This window comes from Methylobacterium variabile, from assembly GCF_001043975.1.
Classification (GTDB): Bacteria; Pseudomonadota; Alphaproteobacteria; order Rhizobiales; family Beijerinckiaceae; genus Methylobacterium; species Methylobacterium variabile.
In genome coordinates this window covers 65,620-72,368 of sequence record NZ_LABY01000063.1, presented here as the reverse complement: position 1 = coordinate 72,368, position 6,749 = coordinate 65,620, and the positions used below count along the sequence as shown (strand labels likewise).

The window sequence follows — 6,749 nt, the reverse complement described above, 5'->3', positions numbered from 1 at the left end:
ACCTTCAGGCCCTTGTCACCTCCCTCATTCACCCGATTGCCCTGGGTAGGCCGACGGCTTGACTGTTCCGAGGCGAGGCCGTCCAACCAGGCTCCGAGACATTCCGGAGACCCCGATGAGCCAAGCCGTGTTCAGCCTCGCCCGCATCCTCGTCGTGGTGCTGTTCTGCGTGTCCGGGTTCCAGAAGCTGATGAACCCGGCCGGCGTCGCGACCCTGGTGGCGGGCAAGGGACTGCCCTACCCGCAGGTGCTGGCCTACCTCACCATCGCGGCGGAGCTCGGCCTCGGGCTCCTCATCGCGCTCGGCTTCTACGCCCGGACCGCCTCCGTGCTGCTCGCCGGCTTCACGATCGCGACGATCGTGGTCTTCCATAACTTCTGGTCGATGTCCGGCGAGGCCGCCCGCCTGAACCAGATCCAGGCCCTCAAGAACCTCTCGATCGTCGGCGGCCTCCTGATGATCGCCGCCGCCGGCCCCGGCCGCTTCGCCCTCAACCGGCGCTGAGCGCCCCGGGCAGACGTGTGTGGGCAGAGGGGCGTCGGCGAACCGACGCTGCCGTCCGCTCCGCGTCACGGCGATTCACAGGTTTTCGTCGCGCAAGCCGGCGACCGCGTCCGCGAAACCTGTCTAGATTTTCCATCCTGCCGGCCGCCGGAACGGCGCCGGGTCCGGCACGTTGACCGGCCCTGAAGGAGCGCATCGGCGACGCGAGAGGAGCAGGCGAGAGCATGGCCGCGGAGACATCATCGCCGGACCGGGCTGACGCAGCGTTCCGCAGCTTTGCCGAGGGCGCCGGGCTGATGATCTGGCGTGCCGACCCCGAGGCCCGCTTCATCTACGTCAACCCGGCTTGGACGGAGTTCCGGGGCCGCGACGCGGCGCAGGAACTCGGCCACGGCTGGAAGGAAGGGCTGCACCCGGCGGACAGGGACGATCACGAGGCCGCCCTGGCGGCGGCCTATGCGGGGCGCCGTCCGCACACCGCCGAGTATCGCCTGCGCCGCCACGACGGCGCCTTCCGGTGGATCCACGGCCATGCCTATCCGGTCCACGACGGCGGGACCTTCTCGGGCTTCGCCGGATCCTGCTTCGACATCACCGAGCGCAAGGAGGCCGAGGAGCAGGCCGCCCGGGCGCTGACCGAGCAGGAGGCGCTGCTCGCCGAGGTCTACCACCGGGTGCGCAACAACCTGCAGGTGACGGTCAGCCTGATCGGGCTCTACGGCCGGGCCGCAGCCGCGGCCTGCCGCCCGGCCTTCGACGCCCTCGGGCAGCGGGTCCGGGCGATCGCCCTGGTGCAGCAGCACCTGCACGAGGCGCCGCAGATCGCCAGCGTCGACCTCGTCGACTACCTGACGCGCCTGGCCGAAGGCCTGGGCCAGTTGCGCCGTGCCGGGCGGATCACCGTCAGCGTGGAGGCCGGGCGCACGGCGCTCCTGCAGCCGCGCACCGTCAACGCCCTCGGCATGATCCTGGCCGAGATCGTCGCCGAGTGCCTCGACGGCACCGGCGAGACCGTGGCCTGCGTCACGCGGGTCGCGGTGCCGGCCGGCGCCCCCGGCGAGCCGGTGCGGGTGCGCATCGTCTCCGGTGGCGTCACCGGGGAGATGCCAGCCGGCGTGCCCAGGCTCGGCCCGCGCCTCATCGCCGCCTATGCGGGCCAGGCCGAGATCGCGGTCTCCGGCACCGGCATGCCGGACTCACCCCTCGAGCTGACGCTGCCGGCCTGACGCGCCGGCGGTGGCGGGCGACGCCTCGCCCACCTATATCCCGTGTCTCCCGCCGCCACGGCCACACGCCTCAGGTCCCATGCTGCCGCCCATCGACGAGATCGTCTCCAACTTCGAGTTCCTGGACGAGTGGGACGACCGCCACCAGTACCTGATGGAGCTCGGCCGCAAGCTGCCCCCTCTGCCCGAGGAGGCCCACAGCGAGGCCAACCGCGTGCGCGGCTGCGTCAGCCAGGTCTGGCTCGAGACGCAGGTCGACCGCTCCGGCCCCGAGCCGCGGCTGCGTTTCCGAGGCGACAGCGACGCTCACATCACCAAGGGCGTGGTGGCGGTGCTGATCGCCTTCTTCGACGGCCGCACCGCCGCGGACGCCGCCCGGGCCGACGCCCTCGGGCTGTTCCAGAAGCTCGGCCTGTCCGAGCACCTCACCGCGCAGCGCTCGAACGGCGCCCGCGCCATGATGGACCGCATCCGGGCCGACGCCGAGGGCGTCGCGGCCGCCGCGGCGTAAGGCGCTCGGCCTCGCGGCGTCGATCGCCGCCCTTGCGGCGGCTGCTCCGGGACGGCACATCCCCTGGGATGTCTTCCCGGGGAGCCGCATGACCCTTCGCCTGAGCCCGCCCGCCGCCGCGCCGTCGGCGCCAGCCCGGCCCGTCACCGTCACGGTCCACGGCCGCACGGTGACCGACCCCTACGCCTGGCTCAAGGCGCCGAACTGGAAGGACGTGCTGAAGGACCCGGCCGTCCTGCCGGACGAGATCCGCGCCTACCTCGAGGCCGAGAACGCCTACGCGGAGGCGGCGCTCGCCGGCACCGCCTCCTTGCGCGAGACCCTGGTGGCCGAGATGCGCGGGCGCATCCGCGAGGATGACGGCAGCGTGCCGGACGTCGACGGGCCCTTCGCCTACTACACCCGCTACCGCGAAGGCGGGCAGCACCCCCTGGTCTGCCGCCGCCCGGTCGCCTCGGTCGCGCCCGGCCTCGTCGGCGACCTCGCCGGCCCGGGCGAGGAGATCCTGATCGACGGCGACCGGGAAGGCGAGGGGCACGCCTTCTTCAGCCTGGAGGATGCCAGCCACTCCGACGACCACGCGCTGGTGGCCTGGAGCGCCGACACCAAGGGCTCCGAGCTCTACACCATCCGGGTGCGTGACCTTGCGACGGGGCAGGACCGCGAGGACACGGTGGTGGCCACCACCGGCGACGTGGTGTGGAGCGCCGACGGCCGCGCCTTCTGGTACGTCGCGGTCGACGCCAACCACCGCCCCGCCACCGTGATGCTGCACCGCCTCGGCAGCCCGCAGAGCGAGGACGAGACGGTCTACGAGGAGGCCGATCCGGGCTTCTTCGTCGGCATCGGCGAGACTCAATCGGGCGCCTACCTGGTGGTGACGGCGAACGACCACGAGACCTCCGAGGTCCATCTCGCCGAGCGCGCGACGCCCTTCGCGCCCCTGCGCGTCGTGGCGCCGCGGGAGCACAAGCTGATCTACTCGGTCGAGCACCGGGGCGACGAGCTGTTCGTGCTCACCAACGCCGACGGCGCCGAGGACTTCAAGATCGCGGTGGCGCCGCTTGCGGACCCAGCCCGGGCGAACTGGCGCGACCTGATCCCGCACCGGGCCGGCGTGATGATCCGCTTCCAGCACGTCCTGGCCCGCCACCTGGTGCGGCTGGAGCTGGAGAACGCCCGCCCGCGACTGATCGTGCGCGAGGCCGAGAGCGGCGCCGAGCACACCGTCGCCTTCGCGGAGGAGGCCTACTCGCTGAGCCTGTCGCCCGGCCACGCCTTCGACACCGACCTGATCCGCTTCACCTACTCGTCGATGACGACGCCGGCGGAGACCTACGACTACGACGCGACGACCCGGGAGCGCACCTTGCGCAAGCGCCAGGACGTGCCGAGCGGCCACGACCCGGCGGCCTACGTCACCCGGCGCCTGTTCGCGACCGCGCCGGACGGGGAGCAGGTGCCGATCTCCCTGCTGCACCGGCGCGACACGGCCCTCGACGGCACCGCGCCGCTCCTCCTCTACGGCTACGGCTCCTACGGCTCGCTGATGTCGGCGGCCTTCCGCACCAACCCGCTCTCGCTCGTCGATCGCGGCTTCGTCTACGCCATCGCCCATGTCCGCGGCGGCACCGAGAAGGGCTGGCGCTGGTACCTCGACGGCAAGCGCGAGAAGAAGCCGAACACCTTCTCGGATTTCGTCGCCTGCGCCCGCGCCCTGATCGCGGCGCGCTACACCGGCGCGGGCCGCATCGTCGGCCACGGCGGCAGCGCCGGCGGCATGCTGATGGGAGCGGTGGCGAACCTCGCGCCGGAGCTCTTCGCCGGCATCGTCGCCGACGTGCCGTTCGTTGACGTGCTCAACACCATGCTGGACGGGGAACTGCCGCTGACCCCGCCGGAATGGCCCGAATGGGGCAACCCGGGCGCCGACCTCCAGGCCTTCGAGACCATCCTGTCCTACTCGCCCTACGACAACGTCGTGCCGAAGGCCTACCCTGCGATCCTGGCGCTCGGCGGCCTCACCGATCCGCGGGTGACCTACTGGGAGCCGGCGAAGTGGGTCGCGCGCCTGCGCGCCACCATGACGGGCGGAGGCCCGGTGCTGCTGCGCACCAACATGGAGGCCGGCCACGGCGGCGCCGCCGGCCGCTTCGACCGCCTGGAGGAGGTGGCGCTGATCTACGCCTTCGCGCTGGCGGCGGTGGGGGCAGAGGCGGCGTAAAGCCCCTTCGTCGTGACGCACGCCCGAGCCCTCCCTCTTCCTGCGGGGGAGGGCTCGGGCGGTGCTGTCACACCGGTCGCACCGACCCGTCGCCCGGCGCCGCGCTGCCCGCCGAGCCGACGTGCCGGCTGCGCAGCCGGAAGGCCAGGATCAGCATGAACACCCCGAAGGCGATGGCGTAGCCGCCCATCCAGTAGGTCAGGACCAGCAGCGACAGGATCGGGCTGATGACCAGCGCGATCGCGAACAGCACCGACAGCACTCCGCCGAGCACCAGCCACCAGCGGCCGTGGTCGAGGTGGAGCCGGAAGGCGGCGGCGATCATCAGGCCGCCGGTCACCAGCGCCCAAGCGGCGATGAGGTAGATGAACGCCAGGAGCGTGCTGCCGGGCATCAGGAAGGCGAGGACGCCGACCAGGATGTTGAGGAGGCCCGCGGCCAGCAGGTAGCCCCAGCGCTCATGCCGCTCCGCCGCCCGCACCGCGGCGACGATCTCGGTGATGCCGTCGACCAGCATGTAGGCCGAGAAGAAGATCACCAGCGTAAGCAGGGTCGCCCCCGGCGCGACCAGCGCCACGATGCCGAACAGGATCGCGAAGACACCCCGCAGGGCGACCAGCCACCAGTTGCGGGCGAGCACGGCGCTCATCGCGCTGAGACGAGCGTGAGGATCGGGAGCGGCGCCGGACGGCGGCGGGCTGCCCGGCGGGGCATTCGGGGTCGACGGTCCAGTGCTCATGCAAGCATCCTCCAGGACGACACGCGCCGGAGCGCCGCGGCAAGGCCCTGCTTTTCCGTCATGAACGTTCGCGGAGCGTGGCTGTTCCATTGACCTTCGGTCGCGCCCGGCGTGCGAACGATCTGCGCCTCGATTTCATCCCGGAGCCGGGGCGGCTTTTTCGCCGCGCCGCGGAACTGACGCTCATGCCCCAGCGTCTTCCAGGCCGAGGCGGGCGCCTTGCGGGTCCGGTCGGGATTCGGACCGTCGCGTGGAATTCACGACATGTTGGACGATCAGTCGCGGGTGGAGGCCCCTACGGGGCGGAACGCGCCGGCGCCCGGCGTGGCGCGGGACGGCGAGGCGGCGCGGGACGAGGCGCGCACCGAGAACACGCGTGCCCTGCGCGAGAACACCCGCGCCTTGCGCGAGACCGCGCCGCAGGACGAGGCCACCGACCGGGACGCCGACGCTCAAAGCCGCGCGGACGAGCAGGATGACGACGACAAGGACGCGAAGAAGGACGCGAAGAAGCCGGGCCTGATCCGCCGCCACCCGCTGTGGTTCGTCCTCGGCGCCGTCCTGCTCCTCCTCGCGGGGGCGGCGGGGTACTGGTACTGGCTGACTTACGTCCATCCCTACGAGAGCACCGACGATGCCTTCGTCGATGCGCGCCAGTTCTCGGTTGCCCCGAAGGTCTCGGGCTACGTCACCGCCGTGCCGGTGACCGACAACCAGCACGTCGAGACCGGCACGGTGCTGTTCCAGATCGACAAGCGCGACTACGAGGTGGCGCTCCAGCAGGCCCGGGCGCAGATCCAGTCGGCCCAGGCCCAGATCAAAGGCTACGAGGCGCAGATCCAGGCGCAACAGGGCAGCATCCAGGAGGCCAAGGCCCAGGTCGAGCAGGCCAAGGCGGCGCTCCAGTTCGCCAAGCAGGACGCGGCCCGCTACCAGGACCTCGCCCAGCGCGGTGCCGGCAGCGTCCAGCGCTCGCAGCAATCGACCGCCGACCTGCAGCAGCAGCAGGCCAGCCTCGATCGCGCCAACGCCGCGGTGACGGTGGCGCAGCGCCAGATCGGCTCGCTCGAGGCGCAGCGCGCCGGCGCCGAGGCGAGCCTCGCCCAGGCGCGGGCGCAGGAGGCGCAGGCCCGGCTCAACCTCGAGTACACGACCGTCACCACCGCCCAGCCCGGCCGGGTGGTGCGCCTCACCGGCGCCGTCGGGCAGTTCGCGCAGGCGGGTCAGGCGCTCAGCATGTTCGTGCCCGACGACATCTGGGTCACGGCGAATTTCAAGGAAACCCAGATCACCGACATGCGCCCGGGCCAGCCGGTCGACGTCGAGATCGACGCCTATCCGGACCGCAAGATCAGCGGCCGGGTCGCCTCGGTGCAGCCGGGCTCGGGCACCGCCTTCAGCCTCTTGCCGGCCGAGAACGCCACCGGCAACTACGTGAAGGTGGTCCAGCGCGTGCCGGTGAAGATCACGGTCGAGGACTGGCCGGCCGACGTCTCGATCGGCCCCGGCATGTCGATCGTGCCGACGGTGCGGGTGCGCTGACC

The 6,749-nt window shown here is 71.9% G+C and carries 6 protein-coding genes; 5 read left to right on the top strand and 1 reads right to left on the bottom strand.

The window, feature by feature from the left end; translation table 11 throughout:
- Nucleotides 1-115: 115 nt before the first annotated feature.
- The 4 genes from VQ02_RS10720 (at nt 116) to VQ02_RS10705 (ending at nt 4,466) form a co-directional block, all read left to right on the top strand.
- Nucleotides 116-505: a DoxX family protein gene (locus VQ02_RS10720; protein ID WP_048444172.1), complete on the top strand. Its 390-nt coding sequence runs from the start codon at nt 116-118 to the stop codon at nt 503-505.
- A gap of 224 nt (nt 506-729) precedes the next feature.
- A complete protein-coding gene (locus VQ02_RS10715) occupies nt 730-1,731 on the top strand; it encodes a sensor histidine kinase (RefSeq protein WP_048444171.1) in 1,002 nt (333 codons plus the stop codon).
- Between the two features lie 79 nt (nt 1,732-1,810).
- Nucleotides 1,811-2,242 (top strand): SufE family protein, encoded by a 432-nt coding sequence (locus VQ02_RS10710; RefSeq protein WP_048444170.1) that lies wholly within the window; start codon nt 1,811-1,813, stop codon nt 2,240-2,242.
- Nucleotides 2,243-2,330: 88 nt separating this feature from the next.
- Entirely contained in the window at nt 2,331-4,466 is a 2,136-nt protein-coding gene (locus VQ02_RS10705; RefSeq protein WP_048444169.1) for a S9 family peptidase, read from the top strand.
- Nucleotides 4,467-4,533: 67 nt separating this feature from the next.
- Here VQ02_RS10705 and VQ02_RS10700 read toward each other — a convergent pair whose 3' ends face one another.
- Entirely contained in the window at nt 4,534-5,205 is a 672-nt protein-coding gene (locus tag VQ02_RS10700; protein ID WP_048444168.1) for an HdeD family acid-resistance protein, read from the bottom strand.
- Nucleotides 5,206-5,469: 264 nt separating this feature from the next.
- Between VQ02_RS10700 and VQ02_RS10695 the strand changes: the two genes are divergently transcribed.
- Nucleotides 5,470-6,747 (top strand): HlyD family secretion protein, encoded by a 1,278-nt coding sequence (locus tag VQ02_RS10695; RefSeq protein WP_048444167.1) that lies wholly within the window; start codon nt 5,470-5,472, stop codon nt 6,745-6,747.
- Nucleotides 6,748-6,749 lie beyond the last annotated feature (2 nt).

Excerpts from the sequence above, each read along its gene's own strand:
- VQ02_RS10720 (WP_048444172.1), top strand. The coding sequence starts at position 116 with ATGAGCCAAGCCGTGTTCAGCCTCGCCCGCATCCTCGTCGTGGTGCTG.
- VQ02_RS10715 (WP_048444171.1), top strand. The coding sequence starts at position 730 with ATGGCCGCGGAGACATCATCGCCGGACCGGGCTGACGCAGCGTTCCGC.
- VQ02_RS10710 (WP_048444170.1), top strand. The coding sequence starts at position 1,811 with ATGCTGCCGCCCATCGACGAGATCGTCTCCAACTTCGAGTTCCTGGAC.
- VQ02_RS10705 (WP_048444169.1), top strand. The coding sequence starts at position 2,331 with ATGACCCTTCGCCTGAGCCCGCCCGCCGCCGCGCCGTCGGCGCCAGCC.
- VQ02_RS10700 (WP_048444168.1), bottom strand. The coding sequence starts at position 5,205 with ATGAGCACTGGACCGTCGACCCCGAATGCCCCGCCGGGCAGCCCGCCG.
- VQ02_RS10695 (WP_048444167.1), top strand. The coding sequence starts at position 5,470 with ATGTTGGACGATCAGTCGCGGGTGGAGGCCCCTACGGGGCGGAACGCG.